The following is a 25,924-nucleotide window of genomic DNA, read 5'->3' as shown; positions in this document are numbered from 1 at the left end:
ATTCAAGCATCGAAATGTGAGCCGTGAACGGCTCTAATCCGCCAGGAGATTGACTTACGTGAGCATTCCGCAGTCCGACGCGTCGCTGACCGCCGTGGACCAGTTCGATCCGTCGGCAGGTGGTCAGGGCGCCTACGACACCCCGCTGGGCATCACCAACCCGCCCATCGACGAGCTGCTCGACCGCGTGTCGAGCAAGTACGCCCTGGTGATCTACGCGGCCAAGCGGGCGCGGCAGATCAACGACTACTACAACCAGCTCGGCGAGGGCATCCTCGAATACGTCGGGCCGCTGGTCGAGCCCGGGCTGCAGGAAAAGCCCCTGTCCATCGCGTTGCGTGAGATCCACGCCGACCTGCTCGAGCACACCGAGGGCGAGTAACAGGGCAGGCGGGGCGCTGTGGACCGCAAGCGGATCGCCAAACGGGTCATAGTCGGCGTCTCCGGGGGCATCGCCGCCTACAAGGCCTGCACCGTCGTTCGCCAGCTCGCCGAGGCCGGCCACGAGGTCCGGGTCATCCCGACCGAATCCGCGCTGCGTTTCGTGGGGGCCGCCACCTTTGAGGCGCTGTCCGGCCACCCGGTGCACACCGGCGTCTTCGATGATGTCCCCGAGGTCCCGCACGTCCAGCTCGGCAAGCAGGCCGACCTGGTCGTGGTGGCGCCGGCGACCGCCGACCTGCTGGCCAGGGCGGTGTCCGGCCGGGCCGACGACCTGCTGACCGCGACGCTGCTGACGGCGCGATGTCCGGTCATGTTCGCACCGGCGATGCACACCGAGATGTGGTTGCACCCGGCCACCGTCGACAACGTGGCCACGCTGCGTCGTCGCGGCGCGATGGTGCTGGAACCCGCATTCGGGCGCCTCACCGGCACCGACAGCGGCGCGGGCAGGCTGCCTGAGGCCGAGGAGATCACCACGCTGGCCCAGTTGCTCTTAGAGCGCCACGACGCCCTGCCGTACGACCTGGCCGGCTGCCGGCTGCTGGTCACCGCCGGCGGCACCCGCGAGCCGATCGACCCGGTGCGCTTCATCGGCAACCGCAGCTCCGGTAAGCAGGGCTACGCGGTGGCGCGGGTCGCCGCCCAGCGCGGCGCCGAGGTCACGCTGATCGCCGGGCACAACGCCGGGCTGATCGACCCCGCCGGCGTCAACGTGGTGCATGTCAGCTCGGCGCAGCAACTCGGCGAGGCGGTGTCCAAGCACGCGCCCGAGGCGGACGTGCTGGTGATGGCTGCCGCCGTCGCCGACTTCCGGCCCGCGCAGGTCGCCGCCGCCAAGATCAAGAAGGGCCCCGACGATCGGGACGACGCGCCGCTGATCACCTTGGTGCGCAATGACGACGTGCTGGCCGGCGCGGTGCGGGCCCGCGCGCACGGGCAGCTGCCCAGGATGCGGGCAATCGTGGGCTTCGCCGCCGAGACCGGCGACGCCAACGGCGACGTGCTGTTCCACGCGCGGGCGAAGCTGCGGCGCAAGGGCTGTGACCTGTTGGTGGTCAACGCCGTCGGCGACAACAAGGCGTTCGAGGTGGACAGCAACGACGGCTGGCTGCTGGCGTCCGACGGGACGGAGTCGGCGCTGCAGCACGGCTCCAAGACGCTGATGGCCAGTCGTATCGTGGATGCGATCGTCACGTTTCTGCACGGCGGCAGCGGATAGCCAGGGCTATTTCTGCGCGGCGCCCGGGGGCGCTGGACGATGGACGCGCGAAAGATATAATTCGACTAACTAATTATTGGAAGGACTGAGATCGTGACTGAAAAGGGTCGGCTGTTTACCAGTGAGTCGGTGACCGAGGGGCATCCCGACAAGATCTGTGACGCGATCAGCGACTCGGTCCTGGACTCACTGCTGGCGCAGGACCCCCGCTCGCGCGTCGCGGTCGAGACGCTGGTGACCACCGGGCAGGTGCACGTGGTGGGCGAGGTGACGACGTTGGCGAAGGAGGCGTTCGCCGACATCACGAACACGGTTCGCGCGCGCATCCTCGACATCGGCTACGACTCGTCGGACAAGGGCTTCGACGGGGCGTCGTGCGGGGTCAACATCGGGATCGGCGCGCAGTCGCCCGACATCGCGCAGGGCGTCGACACCGCGCACGAGGCGCGTGTCGAGGGCGCCGCGGACCCGCTGGACTCGCAGGGCGCCGGCGACCAGGGCCTGATGTTCGGCTACGCGATCAACGACACCCCCGAGCTGATGCCGCTGCCCATCGCGCTGGCCCACCGGCTGTCGCGCAAGCTGACCGAGGTACGCAAGAACGGAACGCTGCCCTACCTGCGCCCGGACGGCAAGACGCAGGTCACCATCGCCTACGAGGACGACGTCCCGGTGCGCCTCGACACCGTCGTCATCTCCACCCAGCACGCCGACGGCATCGACCTGGAGAAGACGCTGGATCCTGACATCCGGGAGCAGGTGCTCAAGACCGTCCTGAACGAGCTGGGCCACGAGACCCTCGACGCGTCGTCGACCCGGGTGCTGGTCAACCCGACCGGCAAGTTCGTCCTCGGTGGACCGATGGGTGATGCCGGCCTGACCGGCCGCAAGATCATCGTCGACACCTACGGCGGCTGGGCGCGGCACGGTGGCGGCGCCTTCTCCGGCAAGGACCCGTCCAAGGTCGACCGGTCAGCGGCCTACGCGATGCGCTGGGTCGCCAAGAACATCGTCGCCGCCGGGCTGGCGGAGCGGGTCGAGGTGCAGGTGGCCTATGCCATCGGCAAGGCCGCGCCGGTGGGCCTGTTCATCGAGACGTTCGGCACCGCGACGGTCGACCCGGTCAAGATCGAGAAGATCGTCCCCGAGGTGTTCGATCTGCGGCCCGGCGCGATCATCCGCGACCTCGACCTGCTGCGCCCCATCTACGCGCAGACCGCTGCGTATGGGCACTTCGGCCGCACTGACGTCGAGCTGCCGTGGGAGCAGCTGAACATGGTCGACGAGCTCAAGCGCGCGATCTAGGCCCACTGTTGGGCAAAGGGTGATCGGCGTCCAGCGCGGGCAGCCCGTCGATGCTGTGCCCGTTGCGCTGCACCAGCCGAACATAGGCGTCGTCGGGCGCCTTGTTGTGGTGCGCGTCTAGCGCCGGCCGCTCGCCGACCAGCTCGTAGTACGGGACCGCGAATCCGCAGGCGTCGGCGATCCGCTCGACGTCGATGACGATGGCGGCCCGGACGCCCGCATGTTGCTCGCCGAAATGTGTTAGTACGTCGGCGAATTCGGCGTCGTCCGGGCGGACGACCCGCCCGGTTCCGAAAAGCCGCAGGATCCGCGAGTTGCGGGTGAACGAGCAGAACATGACGGTGATGCGGCCGTTGTCACGCAGGTGGGCGATCGTCTCGACACCGCTGCCGAACAGATCGAGGTAGGCGACGGTGTGGTCGTCGAGCACCGCGAAGGTGTCCCGATACCCCTTGGGGGACAGGTTGATTCGGCCGCCGTCAGAGGGGGCGGTGGCGACGAAGAAGACGGCCTGGTCCCCGATGAAGTCGCGCAGCGACTCGTCGATGCGGGAAAACTCCTTTGCCACACCTGAAAGGGTAGCGGCGCCCGCCGACGGCTATCGCTGCGGCTTGCGGGCGACCAAACCGGATGCCGCGGCCGTAGCAGTTACGCGGTGAAGCGGTAGTCGTCGAGATCGAACCGCCTGCTGCGCCAGTAGGCCTCCACCGTGCTGGACGGACGGAGCGGCACGTCGCCGTTCTTGTCGAAGTAGTAGCTGTTGGCCAGCCGGCAGCTGTCCTGCCAGAAGACCTGCCGGTGCCGTCGGCGCATCATCTCGGCGAAGTACCGATCGTTGGCCTCCGGGGTCACCTCGACGCGGGTGGCGCCGTCGCGGCGGGCCCGTCTGAGGCAGCGCACGATGTGATGGGTCTGCATCTCGATCAGCGCGAAATACGAAGAGCCGACGTAGCCGTACGGCCCGAACACGGTGAACATGTTCGGGAAACCCGGAACGCTGACTCCCTCGTAGGCCTGCAGTCGGTGCTCGTCCCAGAACCGGCTCAGGGATTTGCCGCCGCTTCCGGTGACCGAGAAGGTGGGGACGTTGTCGGTGTCCATCACCTTGAAGCCGGTGGCGAGCACCAGCACGTCGATCTCGTGCGCCTCGCCGTCGGTGGTGGCCACCGCGGCGGGCGTGATCTTGTCGATCGGCTCGGTGACGAGCCGCACGTTGTCGAGATTGAAGGTGGCCAGGTAGCCGTTGTGGAAGCCGGGTCGTTTGCAGCCGACGGCGTAATGCGGGGTGAGCTGCTCGCGCACCACCGGGTCTTCTACCTGCTTGCGCAGGTAGGCGAGCCCGGCCGACTCCATACGTTTGGCGAGCGGGAACACCGTGAAGTACTGCGCCGGGATCGGGAAAGTCAGCTCGACGAAGGCCTGGCTGATCAACCGCTGCACGCGGCCGCCGCCGGGGATCCGCATGGCGAGGCGGGCCGGCGCGCGCAACGGGACGTCGAACTTGGGGAAGCACCAGATCGGGGTGCGCTGAAACACCGTGAGGTGGGAGACGATTGGCGCCATCTCGGGAATGACCTGCACGGCCGAGGCGCCCGTGCCGATGACGGCGACGCGCTTGCCGGTCAGGTCCCGGGTGTGATCCCACCGGGCGGTGTGCATGGTGGTGCCGGCGAAGGAGTCCACGCCGTCGATGTCGGGCAGGTTGGGCACCGTGAGCACGCCGCTGGCGCTGATCAGGAATCTGGCGGTGAGCACCCCGCCGGGATCGATCTGCACCCGCCACAGGTGGTTCTCGTCGTCGAATTCGGCGGCCAACACCTTGGTGTTGAACCGGATTCGTGACCGGATGCCGTACTTGTCGACGCAGTGTTCGGCGTAGGCCTTGAGCTCGCGGCCGGGTGCGTAGGTGCGCGACCAGCGCGGGCTCTGTTCGAAGGAGAACTGATAGGAGAACGACGGAATGTCCACGGCGATGCCGGGATAGGTGTTCCAGTGCCACGTGCCGCCGACGCCGTCGCCGGCCTCGAGCACCAGGAAATTGGGCAGCCGCGCCTTGTCGAGCTTGATCGCAGCGCCGATGCCGGAGAATCCGGCGCCGACGATCAGGGTGTCGTAATCGGGTTTCATGAGCGTCCGCTCGCGATGACGTGCACGCCGTGCTTGGGCCGTAGGGTCAAGGTCGCCTCCAGCTCGACCGGATGGTCCGGAACGAGCCGAAATATGAAGCGCTGACTCATGATTGCCGCGATGAGCACCATCTCCATCAGCGCGAAGCTCTGCCCGATGCAGACGCGGCGGCCGCCGCCGAACGGCAGGTACGCCGAGCGCGGCCGGCCCTTGTCCGGCGGGTAGAACCGGTTGGGATCGAAGGCTTCCGGGTCCGGCCACCAGCGCGGGTCGTGGTGAATGTGGTGGATCGGGATGAGGACGGTGGTGCCGCGGCGGATGTGATGGCCGCCAACGACCCCCCCAACGACGTCGTCCTCGATGGCCCGCCGCGCGATGGTCCACACCGCCGAGAAGTAGCGCTGCGACTCCTGCAGGCACGCGGTGGTCCAGCCCAGCCTGCCCAGGTCGTCGGCGGCGGGGCGGCGTCCGCGCAGCACGTCGTCGATCTCGGCCAGCATCCGGTCGCGGGCGTCGGTGTGCTGCGCCATCAGGTACCAGAACCAGGACATGGCGTTCGCGGTGGTTTCGTGGCCGGCGAGCATGAAGGTCAGGGCCTCATCACGGACCCGCCGGCGGGGCCAGCTTCCGCCGTCGGCGCGCAGCAACACGCCCAGCAGGTCGGCGGATTCGGTCGGGTGCAGCATTCGGTGGTCGATCACCGCGTTGACCGCCCTGTCGAGCGTGAGCAGGATCTCCTGCATGTCGCGCAGCGGCGGAGGCATACGGACACCGGAGAACGCCAGCCAGTGCAGCGCGTCGTAGACCGGGGGCGGCATGAGGCCCCACAGCCCGAGCCGCTGCAGCCGCTCGGCATGCCGCAGCCCGCGTGTCGCCAGGTCGTCCATGCTTTCCACCAACGGCCCGAAGTCCTGGCTGAACAGGGAATTGGCGACCACCCGCAGCGTCGTCTCGACCATCGTCTCGTGGATGTCGAATCGGGTACCCGTCGGCAGCGCGTCTGTGACGGCCGTGATCGGGTCGATCATCAGGTCGACGATGCCGTTCAGGTGGCGCCTGGCGAAGGTCGGGTTCAGCGTGCCGCGGTGCGTGGCCCAGGAATCGCCCTCGTCGGTGAGCAGGTTCAGGCCCGCGGTGGCCCGGATGGGCTCGTATTCGTATGACTTGACGTATCGCAGCCGGGCCTCGTGCAACACATGATCGACGTAGTCGGGATGACTGAGCGAGACGAAACGCCTACCGGCGCAGCGGAATCGGACGATGTCGCTGCCGGATACCCGGCTCATGAACCCGTCGCCCACATCGAATCCGACGGTGAGGGCCTCGCGCGTCATCGTCCAGAAGCTCAGGCGTCTGGCGGGTCCCGTCAGAGGCCGCTCAGCGGTGAGGGTCGTCATGACTCAACTGTATGGATGACGCAGGTATCCAGTAATGAGATTATGGGACATCGAGTTGGGAGTTTAGGACAGGCCATGACCCATCCACCGTCAGCCTTGAGTCATCCGGTGCATGCCACCCGGGTGCTGTGTCAGGTGGCCAACGAACGCGGAGTGCCGACGTTTGAGCTGTTGGCGGGCACCGCGATCGACCCGGATGATCTCAACAATCCGGACGCTATGGTCAGCGCGTCCGACGAGATCATGGTGGTGCGCCGGCTGCTGGTCCGGCTTCCGGGCCACAACGGCATCGGCGTGGATGTGGGCAGCCGGTCCACGCTCACCCACTTGGGGTTGTTCGGCTTCGCCGTGATGTCGTGTGGCACCCTTCGGGAATTGTTTTCTATCGCGATGCGCTATTTCGCGCTCACCACGATGCACATCCGCCTGACCTTGTTCGAAACTGCCGAGGACTGTGTGATCGAGCTCGACGCCGGCCATCTGCCCGCCGACGTGCGTGGCTTTTTCATCGAGCGCGACATCGCCGGAATCATCGCGACTACAACGGCTTTCGCGCTGCCCGTGGCGGAGAAGTACGCCGAGACGGTGTCGGCCGAGCTGGCGGTCGACGAGGAGGTGTTGCGGCCGCTGCTCGAGCTCGTGCCGGTGCACGACGTGCGGTTCGGCCGGGCCCACAACCGGCTGCATTTCCCGCGCGCCATGTTCGACGAGCCGCTGCCGCAGGCCGACCCGCACACGCTGGAAATGTGCATGGCGCAATGCGACGTGCTGATGCAGCGCACCGAGTCGCGCCAGGGCATCACCGCACTGGTGCGCAGCAAGCTGTTCCGCGATTCCGGTTTGTTCCCAACGCTTCCCGACGTTGCCGACGAGCTTGACGTTCATCCGCGAACACTGCGCCGCCGGCTCGCCGATGAGGGCACGTCCTTTCGGGCATTGCTCAACGAAGCGCGATCCGCGGTAGCCGTCGACTTGCTGCGCAACGTCGGACTGACCGTGGAGGAGGTGTCCACGCGGCTGGGTTACACCGAAGTCTCGACGTTCTCACACGCATTCAAACGCTGGTATGGCGTTGCGCCCAGCGCGTATTCGCGCCAGGGCTAGTGGCGATCGCAAGCGCGGCGTAGCCGGGCGCAGCGGGTCGCCACCATCGGACGAGTGGCGATCGCAAGCGCGGCGTAGCCGGGCGCAGCGGGTCGCCACCATCGAACGAGTGGCGATCGCAAGCGCGGCGTAGCCGGGCGCAGCGGGTCGCCACCATCGAACGAGTGGGCGCCCGGCTAAGAGTGCAGCGCCTTCTTCAGCGCCGCCAGCCCGCGCTGGGTGGCCTTGGCGGCCGCGGGTATCACCAGGGAAAAGCTGACGTAACCGTGCACCATGTTCGACTCGTTGCTGTGCTCGACGGGCACGCCCGCGGCGTCGAGCAGCTCGGCGTAGCGGGCCCCGTCGTCGCGCAGCGGGTCGTGTTCGGCGGTGCCGATGAAGGCGGGCGGCAAACCGGACAGGTCGGCGGCGTTGGCCGGGGCGAGGGTGGTCGGCAGCTCCTTGGGATCGGTGATCTCGAGGTCGGGCAGGTACCACGACAGGAAGGCCTCGATCACCTCGCGGTCCAGGATGGGCGCGTAGGCGTTCTCGATGTGCGACGGCAGCGACAGGTCCGCGGTGACGACCGGGTACCACAGCAGCTGGAATCTCAGCGCCGGCCCGTCGTTCTCGCGGGCCAAGTGCGCCATCACCGCGGCGAGGTTGCCGCCGGCCGAGTCGCCGGCCACGGCGATCCGGGTCGGGTCGCCGCCCAGTTCGGCCGCGTTCTCGGCGACCCATTGCAGCGCCGCCCAGCAGTCGTTCACCCCGGCCGGGAACGGATGCTCCGGAGCCAGCCGGTAGGCGACCGACACCACGACCGCCTCGGCGCCGACGGCGTGCACGCGGGCGACGGGATCGTGGGTCTCGAGGTCTCCGAGCGCGAACCCACCGCCGTGATAGAAGACGACGACGGGCAGGGCCTTCGCTTCGCTCGCCGGGCGGTAAATCCGGACGGGAATGTCGGTGAGCCCGCCGTGACCGATCGTCCGCTCCTCGGTGTGCAGGTCCGGCAGCAGTTCCGGAGGCACCTTGAGCTGCCGGAGCCTCGAGCGGGCGACCTCGACACCGTCGGCGGCATTGAACGTCATCGGGAACGCGTCTAGCAACGTCTTCAACGTCGGATCGATGCCTGGCCGGGCCATGGTCGGCTCAATCATTCGTCCACGGTACGCCCGGTGTTCACTCAAATAGCGCATTGCGCAGCGCCGCGAGCCCCCGGTCCTGCGCGGCGCTGGCCGCGGGCACCACACCCGCGTAGCCGAGGTAGCCGTGCACCATCGTCTCGGCGTTGTGCACCTCGACGGGCACGCCGGCGGCGGCCAGCAGCTCGCCGTACCGGATGCCGTCGTCGCGCAGCGGGTCGTGGCCGGCGACGGCGATGTAGGCCGGCGGCAGGTCCGACAGGTTCGTCGCCCGGCCCGGCGCCAGGCCCGCCGGCGGGTCGGTCAGATCGAGTTCGCCTGCGTACCAACGAGAGAACTCGGCGATGGCGTGGGTGTCGAGTATCGGGGCGGTGGCGTTTTCGGCGAAGGACGGCAGCGACGGGTCCCACATGATGGACGGATACCACAACAGCTGAAAACGCAGTGCCGGTCCGGCCTCATCGACCGCGTCGCGTGCTCGCTGTGCCGTCGCCGCGGCGATGGTACCGCCGGCCGAATCCCCGGCGACGGCCATCCGCGTGGTGTCGGCACCGATCCGCCGGCCGTGCTCGGCGACCCAGAGCGTTGCGGCCCAAGCGTCTTCGACGGCGGCGGGGTAGGGGTGCTCGGGCGCCAATCGGTAATCGACGGAGACCACGATCGCGCCGGCACCCACCGCGTGCTGACGCGCGGTGCCGTCGTGAGTGTCGAGGTCGCCCACGACGAAGCCGCCACCGTGGAAATACAGCACGACGGGCGCATCACCCCCGGGTTGGCTTGACGGCCAGTAGATCCGGACGCCGATGGGGCCGCCCGGGCCCGGGATGGTCCGGTCCTCGACGCGCAGCTCGGGATGCAACGGCCGGCGCGGCAGGTCGCGGAACCTTTGCCGCGCGGCGTCGACACCATCGTCAGTTGTTAGCCGGAAGGGAACCACATCCAGTACCTTCAGCAGAATGGGGTCGATACCGGGTTTCTCATCGGCGGTGTCCAAGCTGGGCATGGAAGTACCGTACGCACCCCGCCTGGTGTCCGGCGGCTGGGTGGTGGCCGGCTGGGCGGGCCTCGGCTACGGCGTCTACCTGACCGTGCTCGCGTTGCGGTCGCCGCCCGGAACGGAGTTGACCGGGCACTGGATACTTCAGCCGCCGTTCAAGGCGTCGATGGCGTTGTTGCTGACGGTCGCCGCGGTGGCGCATCCCATCGTGCGCGAGCGGCGGTGGTTGATGCCGGCGCTGCTGTTGTCGGCCCTCGGCGACTGGCTACTGGCGATCCCGTGGTGGACGATGTCGTTCGGGTTCGGGCTGGCGGCATTCCTGTTGGCGGACCTGTGTTTCATGGGCGCCCTGTTTCCGTTGGCCCGGACGTCGCGGGTGCGGCTGGCCGCCATCATCCTGGTGTGCCTGGTGACCGTGTCGTTGTTGGCGTGGTTTTGGCCGCACATGGGCCGTGACAGGCTGACGATCCCGGTGACGCTGTACATGATCGTGATGACCGCCATGGTCTGCATGGCGCTGCTCGCTGACCTGCCCACGATCTGGACCGCGGTGGGGGCGGTGTGCTTCGCGGCCTCCGATGCGATGATCGGGATCGACCGGTTCATCCTGTACAACGACGCGCTGGCGGTGCCGATCTGGTGGCTGTATGCCGCGGCCCAGGTCCTGATCACGGCGGGCTTCTTCTTCGGCCGCGAGGAGCCCTACTACGAGCCGGATTACGAGAACTATTACGAGCCCGAGTCCGACGAAGGATAATTGTCGGTTCCCTTGGCCAGCAAGGTAACTCCCGTCGAGGTAGAACCGATCGCCCGGGTGCTGCCGATGCTGTCGGTGCCGCACCTGGACCGCGAGTTCGACTACCTGGTGTCGGCCGAGCAGTCCGACGACGCCCAGCCGGGCGTGCGGGTGCGGGTGCGGTTCCACGGCCGGCTGGTGGACGGGTTCGTGCTGGAGCGCCGCCACGACACCGACCACACCGGCAAGCTGGGCTGGCTGGATCGCGTCGTGTCGCCGGAACCGGTACTCACGGCGGAGATTCGGCGGCTCGTCGACGCGGTGGCGGCGCGCTACGCGGGGACCCGGCCCGACGTGTTGCGGCTCGCGGTGCCCGCGCGGCACGCCCGCGTGGAGCGGGAACCGGCGCCGACGCTGACGTTGCCGGTCGTCGGTCCCGTCGACCCTTCGGGCTGGGAGGCTTACGGCCGCGGCGGGCAGTTCCTGGCCGCCCTGGCCGAGTCGCGCGCCGCCCGGGCCGTGTGGCAGGCGCTGCCGGGGGAGCCGTGGGCCGACCGACTTGCCGAGGCCGCCGCGCAAACCGTAAGAGCGGGGCGCTCAGTGCTGGCGATCGTGCCCGATCAGCGTGACCTGGACACGCTATGGCTTGCCGCGACGGCCCGGATCGACGAGCAGTGCGTCGCGGCGCTGTCGGCGGCGCTCGGCCCGGCCGCCCGCTACCGACGCTGGCTCGCGGCGCTGCGGGGCAGCGCGCGGCTGGTAATCGGTACGCGCAGTGCGGTGTTCGCGCCGCTGAGCGACCTCGGCCTGGTCATGGTGTGGGCCGACGCCGACGACAGCCTGGCCGAGCCGCGGGCGCCGTACCCGCATGCCAGGGAGGTGGCGATGCTGCGCGCGCACCAGGCGCGGTGCGCGTCGCTGATCGGCGGCTACGCGCGGACCGCCGAAGCCCACGCGCTGGTGCGCAGCGGATGGGCGCACGACATCGTCGCGGCCCGGCCGGTGGTGCGGGCGCGAACCCCGCGGGTGATCGCCCTGGACGACACCGGTTACGCCGAGGAACGCGACCCGGCCGCGCGCACCGCGCGCGTTCCGTCGATCGCACTGCGCACCGCGCGTTCGTCGCTCGAGGCGGGGGCGCCGGTGTTGGTGCAGGTGCCGCGGCGGGGATACGTTCCGTCGCTGGCCTGCGCCCGGTGCCGCACCATCGCGCGCTGCCGGCACTGCAACGGTCCGCTGTCGCTGCAGGAGCGCGGCGCGCCTGGCGCGGTTTGCCGGTGGTGCGGCCGCTTTGACCCGGCGCTGCGCTGCGCGCGGTGCGGGTCGGAGGCGATCCGCGCGGTGGTCGTCGGTGCCCGGCGCACCGCCGAAGAGCTCGGCCGCGCGTTCGCCGGTACGCCGGTCGTCACCTCGGCGGGCGACGCGATCGTGGCGGAGGTCGCCGCCCGCCCGGCCCTGGTGGTCGCCACGCCGGGGGCCGAGCCGCGCGCGCCGGGCGGCTACGGGGCGGCGCTGCTGCTGGACACGTGGGCGCTGCTGGGTCGGCAGGATCTGCGTGCCGCCGAGGATGCCCTGTGGCGCTGGATGACCGCCGCCGCGCTGGTACGTGCCCGCGGCGATGGCGGGGTGGTGATGGTGGTGGCCGAATCCGCCATTCCCACGGTGCAATCGCTGATCCGCTGGGATCCGGTGGGTCACGCCGAGACCGAGCTGGCGGCGCGGGCCGAGGTGGGCCTACCGCCCAGCGTGCAGATGGCGGCGATCGACGGCGCGGCCGACGCGGTGGCGGCGCTGCTCGACGAGGCCCGGCTGCCCGACGGGGCCGAGCTGCTCGGCCCGGTGGGCCTGCCGCCGAACGTGCGCCGGCCGGCGGGCACGCCCACAGATGTGCCGGTGACCAGGATGCTGGTGCGGGTCCGCCGCGAGCAGGGCCTGGCGCTGGCCGGGGCGCTCCGCCGCGGCGTGGGCGTGCTCAGCGCCCGGCAAAACCACGAGCCCGTGCGGGTGCAGATCGATCCGCTGCATATCGGTTAGCCAACGCGGCCGGTCGCGCTCGCGGGAGATAATGTACATAGGAAATAATCTCGGTTTACGATATTGCGACGGGTTACGGCTCTGCGGAGGGGACACGATGGCAACGGAAAGCCCGACAGCAGCCGACGAGTCACTGGATGTGATCACCGATGCGCTGCTGACGGCCTCCCGGTTGCTGATGGCGATCTCGGCGCGCTCGCTCGGACAGGTCGACGAGACCATCACCATTCCGCAGTTCCGGACCCTGGTGATCCTGTCCAACCGGGGCCCGGTCAACCTGGCCACGCTGGCCGGCCTGCTGGGAGTGCAGCCGTCGGCCACCGGCCGGATGGTGGACCGGCTGGTCGCCGCGGGCCTGATCGACCGCCTGCCGCACCCGACTTCGCGCCGTGAGCTGCTCGCCGCGCTGACCAAGCGGGGACGCGAGGTCGTGCGCCGGGTCACCGCCTACCGGCGCGCTGAGATCGCCAACATCGTGGAGAAGATGCCCCCGCCCGAGCGCCATGGGCTGGTGCGGGCCCTGACGGCGTTCACCGCCGCCGGCGGCGAACCCGACGTCCACCTCGACGTGGACATGGATCTGTAGAAATCGCTTGCCTGCGGGGCGAAGACCCGCGGCTTCCTAGACTGTGCCCGTGCGTCTTGTCTTCGCCGGCACCCCAGAACCCGCGCTGCCCGCGCTGCGTCGCCTCATCGACTCGCCGCGGCACGAGGTGATCGCCGTGCTGACGCGACCCGACGCCGCCTCCGGCCGGCGCGGCAAGCCCGAGCCGTCGCCGGTGGCCCGCGAGGCGCTCGAACGGGGCATTCCGGTGCTGCGGCCGTCGCGGCCCAACTCGCCCGAGTTCGTCGCCGAGCTCACCGAGTTGGCGCCCGACTGCTGCCCGGTGGTCGCCTACGGCGCGCTGCTGCGCGACGCCCTGCTCGCGGTGCCCCCGCACGGCTGGGTCAACCTGCACTTCTCACTCCTGCCCGCCTGGCGCGGCGCGGCCCCGGTGCAGGCCGCCATCGCGGCCGGGGACAGCATCACCGGGGCGACCACCTTCCGGATCGAGCCGAGCCTGGACTCCGGACCGGTCTACGGCGTCGTCACCGAGGCGATCCGGCCGACCGACACGGCCGGCGATCTGCTTGAGCGCCTTGCCCTTTCGGGGGCAGCGCTGCTGTCGACCACACTGGACGGCATCGCTGACGGAACCCTGGCGCCGCGACCGCAACCGGCCGACGGGGTCAGCCTGGCGCCGAAGATCACGGTCGAGGAGGCCCGGGTGCGTTGGGACCTGCCGGCACCGGTGGTGGAGCGCCGGATCCGCGCCGTCACGCCCAACCCGGGCGCCTGGACGCTGATCGGCGACCTGCGGGTCAAGCTCGGGCCGGTGCAGATCGACGCGGCAGCGCCAGAACCCTTGCAGCCCGGCGCAATTCGGGTCGACCGCAAAAGCGTGTGGGTCGGCACCGGCTCGGAGCCGGTGCGGCTCGACCAGATCCAGCCGCCCGGAAAGAAGTTCATGAACGCCGTCGACTGGGCGCGCGGCGCCCGACTCGACCCCGCCGCGCGGGCGTCATGAGCCCGCCCCGCCCGGCCGCCCGCGGGCCCGCCAGGCGGCGCCGGCCGCTCGACCCGGCGCGCGCCGCCGCGTTCGAGGTGCTTCGGGCCGTCAGCGAGCGCGACGCGTACGCGAACCTGGCCCTGCCCGCGCTGCTGCGCGAGCGCGGAATCAGCGGCCGGGACGCCGCCTTCGCCACCGAACTGACCTACGGCACCTGCCGCGCCCGGGGCCTGCTCGACGCGATCATCGGCGCGGCCGCCGGCCGGCCGCCGGACGCCATCGACCCGGTGCTGCTCGACCTGCTCCGGCTGGGCGCCTACCAGCTGCTGCGCACCCGGGTCGACGCCCACGCCGCGGTGTCCACCACCGTCGAACAGGCCGGCATCGAATTCGATTCGGCGCGAGCGGGATTCGTCAACGGCGTGCTGCGCACCATCTCCGCCCGGGACGAGAAGTCGTGGGTCGACGAGCTTGCCCCCGACCCGTCGCGGGATCCCGTCGGCCACGCCGCGTTCGTGCACGCGCACCCACGCTGGGTCGCACAGGCCTTCGCCGACGCGCTGGGCGCGGCCGCGACGGAACTCGACGCGGTGCTGGCCAGCGACGACGCACGGCCCCAGGTGCACCTGGCGGCCCGGCCAGGAGTGCTGACCGCAGCCGAGCTGGCCGACGCGGTGGGCGGCACGGTCGGGCGCTATTCGCCGTACGCGGTGTATCTGCCGGGCGGCGATCCCGGGCGGCTGGCACCGGTGCGCGACGGCGTGGCGCTGGTCCAGGACGAGGGCAGCCAGCTGGTGGCCCGCGCGCTCACGCTGGCCCCGGTCGACGGCGACACCGGCCGTTGGCTGGACCTGTGCGCCGGGCCGGGTGGCAAGACCGCGCTGCTGGCCGGGCTGGGGGCGGAGGCCGGGGCCCGGGTCACGGCGGTGGAGCCGTCGCCGCGTCGCGCCGACATGGTGGTGGAGAACACCCGCGGGCTGCCGGTCGACGTGCTGCGGGTCGACGGGCGGGAAACCGGCCTGGATCCGGTCTTCGACCGGGTGCTCGTCGATGCGCCCTGCACGGGGCTGGGCGCGTTGCGCCGCCGCCCGGAGGCCCGATGGCGGCGCCAGCCGGCCGACGTGCCGGTGCTGGCCAAACTGCAGCGCGAGCTGCTGGCCGCGGCGATCGCGCTGACGCGGCCAGGAGGTGTGGTGCTGTACGCGACCTGTTCGCCTCATCTCGCCGAAACCGTTGGGGTGGTTGGCGACGCGTTGCGCCGCCAACCGGTGTCGGCCCTGGATACCCGGCCGCTATTCGAGCCCGCGGAGCTGGCGGAGGGCCCCACTGAGGCCTCAGCGCAGCTGTGGCCGCACCGCCACGGCACCGATGCCATGTTTGCCGCCGCGCTGCGTCGCGCCTGACGTGAGGATGCCCGCCGAGCTGCGTAGTCTGGCGCTCATGCCTGGCAATGCGGGACCTCCACCGGGACCTCTGATCGCCCCGTCGCTCCTGTCCGCAGATTTCGCCCGACTCGCCGACGAAGCCGCCGCCGTGCGCGGCGCCGACTGGCTGCACGTCGACGTGATGGACAACCACTTCGTGCCGAACCTGACCATCGGCCTGCCGGTGGTGGAGAGCCTGCTGGCCGCCACCGCCATCCCGGTGGATTGCCATCTGATGATCGAGGATCCCGACCGCTGGGCGCCCCCGTACGCCGAGGCGGGCGCCTACAACGTCACGTTCCACGCCGAGGCGACCGACAATCCCGTCGGGGTGGCGCGCGATATTCGCGCCGCGGGCGCCAAAGCCGGGATCAGTGTGAAGCCGGGGACGCCGCTCGAGCCCTACCTGGAAATCCTGCCGCACTTCGACACCCTGCTGATCATGTCGGTCGAGCCGGGCTTCGGCGGCCAGAGCTTCATCCCCGAGGTACTGAGCAAGGTCCGCACCGCCCGCAAAATGATCGAGGCGGGGGAGCTGACCATCCTGGTCGAGATCGACGGCGGCATCAACGAGGACACCATCGAGCAGGCCGCCGAAGCCGGCGTCGACTGCTTCGTCGCCGGGTCGGCGGTCTACGGGGCGGAGGATCCCGAGGCCGCGGTCGGGGCGTTGCGGCGGCAAGCCGCCGCCGCGTCACCGCACCTACGCGCATGAACCAGCCCTCGAGCCAGTCGGTCGACAGCCTCGACGCGGCCATGCGTCTGGCGATCGAGCACTCCTACCACGTCAAGGGCACCACCTACCCGAATCCACCCGTCGGGTGCGTGATCGTCGACACCCAGGGCAGGGTGGTCGGGGTGGGCGCCACCGAGCCGGCCGGCGGCGACCACGCCGAGGTCTTGGCCCTGCGGCGGGCCGGCGGCCTGGCCGCCGGCGGCATCGCCGTGGTCACGCTCGAGCCGTGCAATCACTACGGCAAGACACCGCCGTGCGTCAACGCCCTGATCGAAGCGAGGGTCAGCGCGGTGGTGTACGCCGTGGCCGACCCGAACGGGATCGCCGGCGGGGGCGCGGGCCGGCTGCAGGCGGCCGGCGTGCAGGTGCGGTCCGGCGTGCTGGCCGATCAGGTGACCGTCGGGCCGCTGCGGGAGTGGCTGCACAAGACGCGGACGGGGCTGCCGCATGTGACGTGGAAGTACGCCAGCAGCATCGATGGCCGCAGCGCCGCCGCCGACGGCACCAGCCAGTGGATCTCCAGCGAGGCGTCCCGCTCCGACCTACACCGTCGCCGCGCCATCGCCGACGCGATCGTGGTGGGCACGGGCACCGTGCTGGCCGACGATCCGGCGTTGACCGCCCGGCTGCCCGACGGCTCGCTGGCCGACCGCCAGCCGCTGCGCGTGGTGGTGGGCATGCGTGAAATGCCGCCGGAGGCAAAGGTTCTCAACGACGATTCGCGCACCATGGTGATTCGTACCCACGACCCCATGGAGGTGATCAAGGCGCTGTCGGACCGCACCGATGTGCTGCTCGAGGGCGGCCCCACGCTCGCCGGCGCCTTCCTGCGGGCCGGGGCGATCAACCGCATCCTGGCCTACGTCGCGCCGATCCTGGTGGGCGGGCCGAACATCGCCGTCGACGACGTGGGGGTGTCCACTATCACGCGGGCGTTGCGCTGGCGCTTCGACGGCATCGACCAGGCCGGACCGGATCTGGTGCTTAGCCTGGTGCCGCACGGCAACTAGCGCTGACGGCGGCGACCCGCCTCGCCCGGCCCGCCGCGGCGCTCAGGGGGTGGTTGCTGGGCTTGTTGCGGCCCGCTCCTCGGGGACCCCGGGTTCCTCGGCGTGTTCCTTGCGGCCGCCGACCAGCAGGCCGAGCAGCGCTCCCACCACACAGATGACGACGGTGACTCCGAAGATGTCGCCGTACATCATCGCGAACGCCTTGAGGTACATCGAGCCCTGGGCGGCCACCCGCTCGAACAGGGTGGCGTTCGGCGGAATCGCCGCCGTGAGCCCGGCCACGATCTGGTTGAACCGGTAGAAGCCCCACGCGGTAAGCGCGGCCACACCGATCAGCATGCCCGTCATGCGGGCCACCACCACCGCCGCGGAGGCGATGCCGTGTTGGGCGGCGGGGACCACTCGCAGGGCGGCCGACGACAGCGGCCCGATCACCAGGCCCAGCCCGAGGCCGGCCACCAGCAGGTCGGCGTGCAGCGCGGGCACACTGAACAACCCGAAAATGTTGTGCCGGTGATCCATGACGTCTTCGCGCCAGTAGTGAATCAGCCAATACCCGTAGGCGGCGATGAGCAGCCCAATGAAGGTCATTAACCGGTCGCCGATCCGGGTGGCGATCCACCCGCCCAGCACGGCGCCGATCGGCAGCGCGATGAGGAACCACAGCAGCAGCCCGGCCGCCTGGTTCTGGTCCATCTGCAGCACGCCCTGCCCGAACAGCTCCACGTCGACCAGCGTCACCATCAGCGCCGCGCCCGCGGTCAACGACGCGCCCAGCGCGGCCAGGAACGGCCGGAAGCGCACCCCGGCCGGATCGATCAGCCGCGTGCGCGAGACGCGCTCCCACACCACGAAAGCCACCGCCGCGACCGCCGCCCCGATCACCAGCGGCAGGCCATAGCTGGGCAGCACCTGTTTGCCGTCGGGGTTGGGGTTGTACAGCCCGATCACCGCAAGGCCCAGCGCGAGCGCCAGCAGCAGGCCACCGACCAGGTCGATCCGTTCCGGCTCTTCGGTGCGCTCCCGCGCCGGCAGGCTGAACTGGATCATCACCATCGCGATCAGCGTCAGCGGGACGTTGATCCAGAACACATACCGCCAGTCGTGGAACAGAAAGACGATGAAGATGCCGTACAGCGGGCCCAGCACGCTGCCGAGCTCCTGCGCGGCGCCGATGCCGCCCAGCACGCCGGCGCGGTTGCGTTGCGACCACAGGTCGGCGCCCAGGGCGAGGGTCACCGGCAAAAGGGCACCGCTCGCCACGCCCTGGATGGTGCGGCCGGCGATCAGCAGGTGGAAGTCGCCGAAATGGCCGGCCAGCGCGGTGACCACCGACCCGACGATGAACAGGGCGAGGCTGGCCTGCAGCAGCAGCTTGCGCCCGAATCGGTCGGAGGCCCGGCCCAGCAGCGGCATGGCGGCGATGTAGCCCAGCAGGTACATCGTGACGATCCAGGTGATCCGTTGCAGCTGGTTAACCGGGATCCCGACGTCGTGCATGATGTCGCGCATGATGGTGACCACGACGTAGGTGTCGAGGGCACCCAGCAGCACCGCGAGGCTGCCGGCGCTGATCGCGACGCGGCGTCCCGTCTGCGCGGTCATGAGCTCACCGGGGGCTTGGTGACGTTGACCGCCTCGCCCCAGTTGGAGAACGTCATCTGGACCGCGTTGCCCGAGCTCTTCTGCAGGTTGGCCTGTACCAGCTGATGGTCGCCGGTCTCCTGGATCCACACCGTGGCCGGCACCGGCTGCGACGCGTTGAAGGGCGGCACCAGCTTGTTCACCGCGTCCGCCGAGACGTTTCCGCTGACCTTGATCGTGGTCTGCCCGTTGATGGTCTCGCGGCCCTCGGCCTTGGCGTTGCTGAAGTTGTTCAGCGCGTTGCCCAGCCCGGTGTCCGGGTTCAGGATCACCGAGACGTCGTAGATGTCGGAGGCCTTGCCGAAATCACTCCACTTGTTTGGCGTCAGTGTGGCGTACAGATCGCCGTCGACGACCGCAAAGTCGACTTGAATGTCAGACCCCCCGAGTGTGATGGTGGCGTTCCCGGACGCGGCGGTGGCCGGTGCGACCGTGAGGTCACCGGTCAGGACCTTGATCGGCATCCCCGTTATCTTTCCGCTCACCGTCAACACGAGGTGGCCGCTCTTCACGTTCTTGGTCGTTTCGGCGGACTGCTTGACCAGCGTCGTGGCGTCGGGAAGCGGCGCGCCGCTCTGCTTCGGGCCCGACGAACATCCGGCGATCAATGCGGTGGTGAGGGTTAGGGAAGCGAGGACGGCCAGTAGACGGTGGCGGGTCTGCATACCCAGCATCGTAGAGGGTGCGGGTGACCGGCCCTGAAAACGCGGGGGCCGGTACCCCGCGCACGGGCGAATTAACCTGGTGCAATGTTCACCGGAATTGTCGAGGAACTCGGAGAGCTAACCGGCCGGGATGTCCTCGCAGATGCCGCGCGCCTGACCATTCGCGGGCCCGTGGTGACCGCCGACGCCCATCACGGCGATTCGATCGCCGTAAACGGCGTCTGCCTGACGGTCGCCGAGTTGCTGGCGGACGGCCAATTCACCGCGGACGTGATGGGGGAGACCCTCAACCGGTCCACCCTGGGCGAATTGCAACCCGGCGGCCGGGTGAATCTGGAGCGCGCTGCGGCGGTCAACAGCCGGCTCGGCGGTCACATCGTGCAGGGGCACGTCGACGGCACCGGCCGGATCGTGGCCCGGGCACCTTCGGAGCATTGGGAAGTGGTGCGCATCGAGATCCCCCCGGAGGTGGCCCGCTACGTCGTCGAGAAGGGGTCGATCACCGTCGACGGGATTTCCCTGACGGTCTCCGGGCTGGGCGCCGAGCCGCGGGACTGGTTCGAGGTGTCGCTGATCCCGACGACGCGGGAGTTGACCACGCTGGGCCGGGCGCCGGTCGGGACGCAGGTGAACCTGGAGGTCGACGTCATCGCCAAATACGTCGAGCGGCTGATGTCGCGGAAATAGGCCACTACCAGCGCAAACGTTCGGAGTCTGGCCATTGACGGGAGCGTAGAGGTGGTACCCGTCGTCTGCGGGGATGACCCCGGGGCGCTCGAACCAAGTTTTCGATCCCCTCTCCTTGCTGCCGAGGGCGGGCACGCGAGGATCGCGACTACGACGGGGGTGACGACAGGAAATGGATGACGTCGCGCAGCGGTTCTGCGGAGGTTGCGAGTTTGCCGATGAACGGGTGCGAAAGTTCCAAGACGAGGAACAGATTGGCGGCTACCAGCACGCCCACGATCGCGACCACGGCGTAGTGCATGACGGGTTCTTCAACGCCATAAACGATCGCGCAGCCCAGCAGCAGCCCGCTGGTCAGCAAGATCACCGCCCACAATGACCACGGTGGGCCCTTGTCCGTCCGGGCCTGCAGTACGCGTTCTGTGCGGGCCTGACTGATCTTGTCGAGGTTGGTGAAAGACGTGCTGAGGAACGTCTTTTGTGTGTCGGTGCGCGGCTGGACTTCCTGGTATGCGGTGGAGAGGCGCTTGAGAGCGTTTTCGGCCTCAGGGTACGAATGGCCGTTCGCCGCTATGGGCCACTCAGCTATGGCGGCACGTTCATAGTCAACCAAGCTCTGTCGGATGCGGTCGCTGTCGCCCTTGTCGAACACGGTCAGGTCCCTGGCCATCTGCACCGCGACCGCGCCCTCGGTCCGCGCCTTGACGTCGGCATTGTTGACTTGCCCCCACATCGCGGAAGCGACGAAACCGGTGAAGAACGCGAACACGAACCCGACGACGCCGAAGGCGAACCGTATCGCATCGTTGTGCTGGTCCCCCTTGAGCCGGGAGAACCGATGCCGGACGCACATCTGGACAAGTACTGCTCCGCCTGCGAGGAGGACGACGAGGCCGAGTAATACCAGCCACGACGGGACGTTGCTCAAGATCCAACGACTCAACACGCCACACTCCTGCCCAGCATCACCCCGGACAATCCCAGGCGGGCTGCTATTACACCGCGCGTGGATTGCGCGGTCAGTCTCTCAACCGCGGCGATGCGGCCGCAACGCCCGCGGGTTGCGGGCCCGGTGGGTCTTGCGGCTCCCCCGACGCGGCCTGATGCGGCAGATGTGGCGAATGAGACTGTGCCACAGTCAGATTCACGTTCAGCAAACTCACTGAACGCCCGTCGCTGACGGGTGGGGACGGCAAAGCGCCGGGCCACGTCGCCTTTCGTCGAGCGCATGGACCACGCGTTGCTGGGGCGGCAAACCGCCCGTGTAACACCGAGAAGGGAACCACCGATGTCACTCTTTAAGCAGGCCAAGGCCGGTCGGTCCCTGCCGCGCGTCTGCTATCTCTGGGAGGTCAGATGCGGGGCTGGGTCAAAGTCCGGCTGTGGGTGCTCGTCGTCGCAGCACTGGCGTGGGTGATCGGCGCACAGGCGACTGGGGCGCACGCGGACACCCCGCGGTATCCGTGCGACTACCCCGGTGTGGGTGTTGGTGGTGGCGGCTTCGGCGGCAGCGGCGCTTACTGCGACTTCCCCGTGGAGGTCAACGGGTCCCACTGGCACTGCCAAACCGGTCGGTTCAGCGTCTTTGACATCATCGGCCCTGGGTCGGTTGCCGCGCCCGGGGTCGGCATCGGCGCAGAGGAATACTCCTGCAGCTTCGAGTGCCCAGACCAGACGCGAGCGATACCTCCGAACCCACCGGGTGCGTGGAAGGCGAACCTGAAGGTCAACATCGACCCCAAGGACAACGTCTGCGTCGGGCACGACGCCCCGCCGCAGCAGTACGACCAGACGCAAGGGGACCAGCCACCGAACCCGGACGTGGGCGGCCCACCGCCGGACGTGACGACGCCCTTGCCGCCGAACCCGGAGCAGGCGCATCCGCCACGATGATGTGCGACACCAGCTCGGAGCCGTTGATGAAAGCAGACCCCTAGCAGCGGCTGTCCTTCGCCGTTGCAGGGGCCTGCTTTAGATCAGGTCGTGCGCCTGGTTACAGCCGGACCCAAACCGGGCCGTTCCAGAATCCCCAGTCATTCACATCGGGATTCCACACGACCTGGGCCCATGGCGCCCACGGCGGTGGCGGCGGCATCGGCCGCGCCCACGGCGGGGGCATGCCATAGCCCGCCGGGCCGCCGTAGTTGTCGTCCCAGTCACGGCAGTTGTTCCAATTCTGGTAGGGACCCCAGCCCTGGTCCCACGCGTCGCCCGGGCACCAGTGGTGGTGATACGCGGGCGCGGGCGGGGGCGCGGCCTGGGCAGTACCCGAGGCGAGCCCCAGCATGGATGCGGCTATACCGCCGGCCGCCGCCGCGCCAATGCACAGGCGGCGCCACGGTCCTGTGTGTTGCGTGTTTGTATTCATGTCCGTCAGGCTTCCCGCTGAAAATGCGCACAAAACGCCATTTACCCTTTCGCAAAATTCAAATTTTATTCTCAGCTGGCACTTATATCCGCCTAACCTGTGCGGCCGCATATCACCTGGTCAAGCCCGTTCGGCAACGCTGCTAGAAATGCGCATTGCGAATGCGTTAATTGCACTGGCCGTCATTAATAGCGGCCCGCGACGGTGATGCACGGCTCGGTGGCACGGCCTCGTTGCGATCGCTCTGTGGGTCGGCCCGGGGCGCCCGACGGAACGGCCGCGCCCGGAAAAGCGGTGGCAATAACAGCGCCGCCGCGGTGGTTCATACTGGATGCAACACTTGGGCTTCCCACCCGGGCCCTCCGACAGCAAGGCAGAAGCGATGACGAGGTTGGACTCCGTCGAGAGGGCGGTTGCCGACATTGCGGCCGGTAAGGCCGTGATCGTCATCGACGACGAGGACCGCGAGAACGAAGGCGATCTGATCTTCGCCGCCGAAATGGCCACGCCGGAGATGGTGGCCTTCATGGTCCGCTACACCTCGGGATACCTGTGTGTGCCGCTGGACGGCGCGATCTGCGACCGGCTCGGGCTACTGCCGATGTACGCGGTGAACCAGGACAAACACGGCACCGCCTACACGGTCACCGTCGACGCGAAAAACGGCGTCGGCACCGGAATCTCGGCATCCGATCGCGCGACAACCATGCGGCTCTTGGCCGACCCCACCAGCGTCGCCGACGATTTCACCCGGCCCGGCCATGTGGTTCCGTTGCGCGCCAAGGACGGCGGCGTGTTGCGCCGGCCAGGCCACACCGAGGCGGCCGTGGACCTCGCCAGGATGGCGGGGCTGCAGCCCGCCGGGGCGATCTGCGAGATCGTCAGCCAGAAGGACGAGGGCTCGATGGCCCAGACCGACGAACTGCGGGTCTTCGCCGACGAACACGATCTCGCGCTGATCACCATCGCCGACCTGATCGAGTGGCGGCGCAAACACGAGAAGCACATCGAGCGGATCGCCGAGGCGCGGATCCCGACCCGGCACGGGGAGTTTCGCGCGATCGGCTACTCCAGCATCTACGAGGACGTCGAGCACGTGGCGCTGGTTCGCGGCGAGATCGCGGGGCCACACGCCGACGGCGACGACGTGTTGGTCCGGGTGCACTCGGAATGCTTGACCGGCGACGTCTTCGGTTCCCGTCGCTGCGACTGCGGGCCGCAACTCGACGCCGCGATGGCGATGGTGGCGCGCGAAGGGCGCGGCGTAGTGCTCTACATGCGCGGCCACGAGGGCCGCGGCATCGGCCTGATGCACAAGCTGCAGGCCTACCAGCTGCAAGACGCCGGCGCCGACACCGTGGACGCCAACCTCAAGCTCGGATTGCCCGCCGACGCAAGGGATTACGGGATAGGCGCGCAAATCCTCGTCGACCTCGGCGTCCGCTCGATGCGGCTGCTGACCAACAACCCGGCCAAGCGGGTCGGGTTGGACGGGTATGGGCTGCACATCATCGAGCGGGTGCCGCTTCCGGTGCGGGCCAACGCGGAGAACATCCGCTACCTGATGACCAAGCGCGACAAGATGGGTCACGACCTGGTTGGGCTGGACGACTTTCACGAATCGGTGCATCTGCCAGGGGAATTCGGCGGTGCTCTGTGAGGCGCGGCGCTAAATGAGTCCTGCCGCCGGCGTGCCGGAATTACCGGCGGTTGACGCGTCCGGTCTGCGGCTCGGCATCGTCGCAAGCACCTGGCACACCGAAATCTGCGATGCGCTGCTGGCCGGGGCCTGCAAAGCCGCCGCCGAATCGGGCATCGATGACCCCACGGTGGTGCGCGTGCTCGGGGCGATCGAGATTCCGGTGGTGGCGCAGCAGCTCGCCTCCAACCACGACGCCGTCATCGCCCTGGGCGTCGTGATCCGCGGCGAGACACCGCATTTCGAGTACGTCTGCGATTCGGTGACCCAGGGGCTGACCCGGGTCGCCCTCGATGCGTCGACGCCGGTCGCCAACGGGGTGCTGACCACGGACACCGAGGAACAGGCGCTGGCCCGGGCCGGGCTTCCGACCTCGGTCGAGGACAAAGGCGCTCAGGCCGTCGGGGCCGCCCTCACCGCGGCGCTGACCCTGCGCGACTTGCGCGCTCGGTCGTGACGTCGCCGCCGAAGGGGGAGCTTTGGGACGTCGAGGTGCGTCCCCACCGCTCGCCGTTGTTCATCTACTCCGCTGCGTTTATGATCGCCGCAGCACACATCGCGGTGGGCGTGCTGCTCAAGATGAGGTCCAGCGGGGTGATCTTCCAGACCTCCGACCAGGTGGCGATGGCCGTTCTGGGCCTGATCATTGCGGGCATCGTGTTGCTGTTCGCACGGCCCCGGCTGCGGGTGGGCCCGTCCGGGCTTTCGGTGCGAAACCTGTTGGGCTACCGGCTGATTCGTTGGCCGGAAGTGGTCGGTGTGTCGTTTCCGTCCGGTAGCCGCTGGGCGCGGATCGACCTGCCCGACGACGAGTACCTTCCGCTGATGGCGATCCAGGCCGCCGACAAGGAGCGCGCCGTCGACGCCATGGACACCGTTCGGTCGCTGCTGGCCAAATACCGTCCGGACCTGCCCTGAGCGCTATAGGATCGCCCGATGGCACGCCATCTGTGGGCGACCGGCGCGTCGGTGATCGCCGCGTTGGCGCTGACCGCGTGCGCGACATCGGTGACGGGCCGGGCCGTTCGGACCTCCGGTCCGCCACCGCCGGGGGTGCCGGCGCTGACGCACACCTCGATCTCGGCGCGTGACCTGCTGTTGCAGGACCGGGATAGGACTCCGCTCGGAACCGTGACCGCGACCGGGGTGGACGACAGCTACTTCACCAGCGCCCGGCCACCCGAATGCTTGGCGGCCCTGCTGTTCAAGGGTTCGCCGCTGCTACCCGCCGGCTCCTCGGCCCACGCGGAGTCGGCCTACCGGGTGGGCGGCCCGGCGTTGTATGCCGAGTCGGTCGACGTCTACGAGAATGCCCAGAAGACCCGCGCCGTGGTCTCGAAGGGCTTCGCCGCCCTGGCCCAGTGCCACGGCGATGCCGTCGGCGTGGCGCCCCTCGGGGAATTTCGGTCGATGCGGCTGAGCTTCTTCGGTACGACGGACGACGGTGTCCTGGTATGGACCATGACCCGGCCGGATTGGACCTGCGACTACGGGCTGGCGGTGGCCGCCAAGGTGGCCCTGATGCTGTCGGCCTGCGACACCAAGCCCGGGTTCCCGATGTCGGAGTGGGCGTCGAAACGACGCGCGTTGATCGACCGCCGGACCGTCTGACGACGACTACAACGGTTGACGTCGTTACGGCCTATTAGCCTGG

Annotated in this window: 26 protein-coding genes and 1 pseudogene; 17 read left to right on the top strand and 10 right to left on the bottom strand. The window is 69.1% G+C overall.

Translation table 11 applies throughout. The features are described 5' to 3' along the window. Positions 1–58: 58 nt before the first annotated feature. From rpoZ to metK, 3 genes are all read left to right on the top strand, one after another. Positions 59–382 carry a DNA-directed RNA polymerase subunit omega gene (rpoZ, locus tag A5764_RS13955; RefSeq protein ID WP_067114083.1) on the top strand — a complete coding sequence of 108 codons (324 nt, stop codon included), beginning with the start codon at positions 59–61 and terminating at the stop codon, positions 380–382. 18 nt (positions 383–400) lie between these two features. Beyond that, positions 401–1,663, top strand: coding sequence for a bifunctional phosphopantothenoylcysteine decarboxylase/phosphopantothenate--cysteine ligase CoaBC (gene coaBC, locus A5764_RS13950; RefSeq protein WP_067114082.1), 1,263 nt, complete (start codon positions 401–403; stop codon positions 1,661–1,663). Positions 1,664–1,756: 93 nt separating this feature from the next. Next, positions 1,757–2,968, top strand: a complete 1,212-nt coding sequence (metK, locus tag A5764_RS13945; RefSeq protein ID WP_067114081.1) for a methionine adenosyltransferase — start codon at positions 1,757–1,759, stop codon at positions 2,966–2,968. Here the strand turns inward: metK and A5764_RS13940 are convergent. The 3 genes from A5764_RS13940 to A5764_RS13930 form a co-directional block, all read right to left on the bottom strand. Continuing rightward, positions 2,952–3,536 (bottom strand): pyridoxamine 5'-phosphate oxidase family protein, encoded by a 585-nt coding sequence (locus tag A5764_RS13940; protein ID WP_067114080.1) that lies wholly within the window; start codon positions 3,534–3,536, stop codon positions 2,952–2,954. The genes metK and A5764_RS13940 overlap by 17 nt on opposite strands. 80 nt (positions 3,537–3,616) lie before the next feature. Then, positions 3,617–5,095, bottom strand: a complete 1,479-nt coding sequence (locus A5764_RS13935) for an NAD(P)/FAD-dependent oxidoreductase (RefSeq protein ID WP_067114079.1) — start codon at positions 5,093–5,095, stop codon at positions 3,617–3,619. Then, positions 5,092–6,492 carry a cytochrome P450 gene (locus A5764_RS13930; protein WP_067114078.1) on the bottom strand — a complete coding sequence of 467 codons (1,401 nt, stop codon included), beginning with the start codon at positions 6,490–6,492 and terminating at the stop codon, positions 5,092–5,094. Before A5764_RS13930 ends, A5764_RS13935 begins: the two co-directional genes overlap by 4 nt. Before the next feature lie 75 nt (positions 6,493–6,567). On the opposite strand from A5764_RS13930, the gene A5764_RS13925 reads away from it, so the two are divergent. Further along, positions 6,568–7,596, top strand: a complete 1,029-nt coding sequence (locus A5764_RS13925; protein ID WP_067114077.1) for an AraC family transcriptional regulator — start codon at positions 6,568–6,570, stop codon at positions 7,594–7,596. Here A5764_RS13925 and A5764_RS30070 read toward each other — a convergent pair. The 3 genes and pseudogenes from A5764_RS30070 to A5764_RS13915 all read right to left on the bottom strand — a co-directional run. Then, positions 7,561–7,739, bottom strand: a pseudogene (locus tag A5764_RS30070) (gamma-glutamyl-gamma-aminobutyrate hydrolase family protein); the annotation flags it as partial. The gene A5764_RS13925 and the pseudogene A5764_RS30070 sit on opposite strands and share 36 nt — an antisense overlap. A 33-nt stretch (positions 7,740–7,772) precedes the next feature. Then, positions 7,773–8,735, bottom strand: a complete 963-nt coding sequence (locus A5764_RS13920) for an alpha/beta hydrolase (protein ID WP_067114076.1) — start codon at positions 8,733–8,735, stop codon at positions 7,773–7,775. Between the two features lie 22 nt (positions 8,736–8,757). Next, complete coding sequence (locus A5764_RS13915; protein WP_067114075.1) at positions 8,758–9,723, bottom strand: alpha/beta hydrolase; 966 nt, start codon at positions 9,721–9,723, stop codon at positions 8,758–8,760. Here A5764_RS13915 and A5764_RS13910 point away from each other — a divergent pair. The 7 genes from A5764_RS13910 to ribD all read left to right on the top strand — a co-directional run bounded on the left by A5764_RS13910 (position 9,722) and on the right by ribD (position 17,207). Beyond that, positions 9,722–10,474 carry a lysoplasmalogenase gene (locus tag A5764_RS13910; protein ID WP_067114074.1) on the top strand — a complete coding sequence of 251 codons (753 nt, stop codon included), beginning with the start codon at positions 9,722–9,724 and terminating at the stop codon, positions 10,472–10,474. The two genes, A5764_RS13915 and A5764_RS13910, sit on opposite strands and share 2 nt — an antisense overlap. A 66-nt stretch (positions 10,475–10,540) precedes the next feature. Then, the gene (locus A5764_RS13905) at positions 10,541–12,487 is read left to right on the top strand and encodes a primosomal protein N' (protein ID WP_067114235.1); all 1,947 of its coding nucleotides are present in this window, start codon (positions 10,541–10,543) and stop codon (positions 12,485–12,487) included. Positions 12,488–12,584: 97 nt separating this feature from the next. After that, on the top strand, positions 12,585–13,073 hold the full coding sequence (locus tag A5764_RS13900; protein ID WP_067114073.1) for a MarR family winged helix-turn-helix transcriptional regulator: 489 nt from the start codon (positions 12,585–12,587) through the stop codon (positions 13,071–13,073). A gap of 49 nt (positions 13,074–13,122) precedes the next feature. Further along, on the top strand, positions 13,123–14,055 hold the full coding sequence (fmt, locus tag A5764_RS13895; RefSeq protein ID WP_067114234.1) for a methionyl-tRNA formyltransferase: 933 nt from the start codon (positions 13,123–13,125) through the stop codon (positions 14,053–14,055). Then, entirely contained in the window at positions 14,052–15,440 is a 1,389-nt protein-coding gene (locus A5764_RS13890; protein ID WP_067114072.1) for an RsmB/NOP family class I SAM-dependent RNA methyltransferase, read from the top strand. The genes fmt and A5764_RS13890 overlap by 4 nt, the downstream gene beginning before the upstream one ends. Positions 15,441–15,468: 28 nt before the next feature. Continuing rightward, a complete protein-coding gene (gene rpe / locus A5764_RS13885; RefSeq protein WP_156664684.1) occupies positions 15,469–16,176 on the top strand; it encodes a ribulose-phosphate 3-epimerase in 708 nt (235 codons plus the stop codon). After that, positions 16,173–17,207: a bifunctional diaminohydroxyphosphoribosylaminopyrimidine deaminase/5-amino-6-(5-phosphoribosylamino)uracil reductase RibD gene (gene ribD, locus A5764_RS13880; protein WP_067114071.1), complete on the top strand. Its 1,035-nt coding sequence runs from the start codon at positions 16,173–16,175 to the stop codon at positions 17,205–17,207. The genes rpe and ribD overlap by 4 nt, the downstream gene beginning before the upstream one ends. Before the next feature lie 42 nt (positions 17,208–17,249). Here the strand turns inward: ribD and A5764_RS13875 are convergent, their stop codons facing one another. Both A5764_RS13875 and A5764_RS13870 read right to left on the bottom strand, forming a co-directional pair. After that, entirely contained in the window at positions 17,250–18,812 is a 1,563-nt protein-coding gene (locus A5764_RS13875) for an MFS transporter (RefSeq protein WP_067114070.1), read from the bottom strand. Then, on the bottom strand, positions 18,809–19,516 hold the full coding sequence (locus A5764_RS13870; protein ID WP_067114069.1) for an LppX_LprAFG lipoprotein: 708 nt from the start codon (positions 19,514–19,516) through the stop codon (positions 18,809–18,811). The genes A5764_RS13875 and A5764_RS13870 overlap by 4 nt, the downstream gene beginning before the upstream one ends. 84 nt (positions 19,517–19,600) lie before the next feature. Between A5764_RS13870 and A5764_RS13865 the strand changes: the two genes are divergently transcribed. After that, positions 19,601–20,203 carry a riboflavin synthase gene (locus A5764_RS13865; protein WP_067114068.1) on the top strand — a complete coding sequence of 201 codons (603 nt, stop codon included), beginning with the start codon at positions 19,601–19,603 and terminating at the stop codon, positions 20,201–20,203. A 148-nt stretch (positions 20,204–20,351) separates the two neighbouring features. Here the strand turns inward: A5764_RS13865 and A5764_RS13860 are convergent, their stop codons facing one another. Further along, a complete protein-coding gene (locus tag A5764_RS13860) occupies positions 20,352–21,146 on the bottom strand; it encodes a DUF4239 domain-containing protein (protein ID WP_231989712.1) in 795 nt (264 codons plus the stop codon). 413 nt (positions 21,147–21,559) lie between these two features. Between A5764_RS13860 and A5764_RS13855 the strand changes: the two genes are divergently transcribed. Continuing rightward, positions 21,560–22,096, top strand: coding sequence for a hypothetical protein (locus A5764_RS13855; protein WP_067114067.1), 537 nt, complete (start codon positions 21,560–21,562; stop codon positions 22,094–22,096). 100 nt (positions 22,097–22,196) lie between these two features. Here the strand turns inward: A5764_RS13855 and A5764_RS13850 are convergent, their stop codons facing one another. After that, positions 22,197–22,571, bottom strand: a complete 375-nt coding sequence (locus A5764_RS13850) for a hypothetical protein (RefSeq protein ID WP_067114066.1) — start codon at positions 22,569–22,571, stop codon at positions 22,197–22,199. 382 nt (positions 22,572–22,953) lie between these two features. Here A5764_RS13850 and A5764_RS13845 point away from each other — a divergent pair, with 382 nt between their 5' ends. Genes A5764_RS13845 through A5764_RS13830 form a run of 4 tightly spaced genes read left to right on the top strand, consistent with a single transcriptional unit; the run spans position 22,954 to position 25,881 of the window. Continuing rightward, a complete protein-coding gene (locus A5764_RS13845; RefSeq protein WP_067114065.1) occupies positions 22,954–24,231 on the top strand; it encodes a bifunctional 3,4-dihydroxy-2-butanone-4-phosphate synthase/GTP cyclohydrolase II in 1,278 nt (425 codons plus the stop codon). A gap of 13 nt (positions 24,232–24,244) precedes the next feature. Continuing rightward, complete coding sequence (gene ribH / locus A5764_RS13840; RefSeq protein ID WP_067114064.1) at positions 24,245–24,727, top strand: 6,7-dimethyl-8-ribityllumazine synthase; 483 nt, start codon at positions 24,245–24,247, stop codon at positions 24,725–24,727. After that, positions 24,724–25,188: a PH domain-containing protein gene (locus tag A5764_RS13835; RefSeq protein WP_067114063.1), complete on the top strand. Its 465-nt coding sequence runs from the start codon at positions 24,724–24,726 to the stop codon at positions 25,186–25,188. The genes ribH and A5764_RS13835 overlap by 4 nt, the downstream gene beginning before the upstream one ends. An 18-nt stretch (positions 25,189–25,206) precedes the next feature. Next, positions 25,207–25,881 (top strand): sensor domain-containing protein, encoded by a 675-nt coding sequence (locus A5764_RS13830; protein WP_067114062.1) that lies wholly within the window; start codon positions 25,207–25,209, stop codon positions 25,879–25,881. Positions 25,882–25,924: the final 43 nt, after the last annotated feature.

Source organism: Mycobacterium sp. 852002-51057_SCH5723018 (assembly GCF_001667035.1).
Lineage (GTDB): Bacteria > Actinomycetota > Actinomycetes > Mycobacteriales > Mycobacteriaceae > Mycobacterium.
This window is presented reverse-complemented; position numbering and strand designations above follow the sequence as displayed.